Annotated in this window: 2 protein-coding genes; both read left to right on the forward strand. The window is 29.6% G+C overall.

Annotation, left to right across the window (positions count from 1 at the left end; genetic code table 11):
* The first annotated feature begins 61 nt into the window (after window positions 1–61).
* On the forward strand, window positions 62–499 hold the full coding sequence (locus MBCUT_RS01430) for a helix-turn-helix domain-containing protein (RefSeq protein WP_169805353.1): 438 nt from the start codon (window positions 62–64) through the stop codon (window positions 497–499).
* Window positions 487–865, forward strand: a 379-nt coding sequence (locus MBCUT_RS01435; RefSeq protein ID WP_211263750.1) for a transposase, incomplete at its 3' end; no start/stop codon positions are given. The genes MBCUT_RS01430 and MBCUT_RS01435, both read left to right, overlap by 13 nt.

The raw sequence follows: 865 nt of genomic DNA on the forward strand, positions 1-865 counted from the left end.
ATAGTGTTAAGACAATTTATTTAAGTTAAGTTTATATGGTGGCATGTTCATATATATTATTATGAAATTTAATTTGAAAGAAGAAGATGAAGTATATGTTAATAATCTCTTAAAAGAATCAAAAGAGATGTTTAGATTAGTAATGCTTCTATTACTAAATAATACAGATTTGACTCAGAAGAAAATTGCTGAAATATTGGATATAACTCCTAAAACAGTTAATAAAATTAAAAAAAGGTATTTAGAAGAAGGATTGGAATCGGCCTTGAATGATAAGCCACGTCCTGGTCAGCCGAAGAAATATGATGATGAAAAAGAAGCAGAAATAATCGCATTAGCGTGTACTAATCCACCTAAAGGAAAAAAGAGATGGACTGTGAGATTGATTGCTGAAAAACTGAAGGAAAACCCTGGTTTTGAAACTATAACTCGTGAAACTGTTCGCATTACTTTAAAAAAAGCTCAACAAAACCATGGACTAAAAAAATGTGGTGCATAAAAGAAATCGATCCTGAATACCGTAAAAGGATGTACACCATTTTAAACTTATATCATGAAGATTATAATCCTAAATATCCTATAATTTGTTTCGATGAAAAGCATAAACCTTTAATAGGAGATATTGTAGATAGAATTCCAATGAAGCCTGGAAGTGCTGAAAAATATGATTATCAATATAAAAGAAACGGAACAACCAATATTTTCGTTGCTGTTGACTTTAATGGAGGTAAAAGAGATATAATGGTTACAGACAGACGAACAAAAGTAGATTTTGCCCATTATATTAAACATTTAGTTGATAATGTATTTTCTGATGCAAAAAAGCTAAGAATTATCATGGACAACTTAAATACCCATACTTACA

This window comes from Methanobrevibacter cuticularis, assembly GCF_001639285.1.
Lineage (GTDB): Archaea > Methanobacteriota > Methanobacteria > Methanobacteriales > Methanobacteriaceae > Methanobaculum > Methanobaculum cuticulare.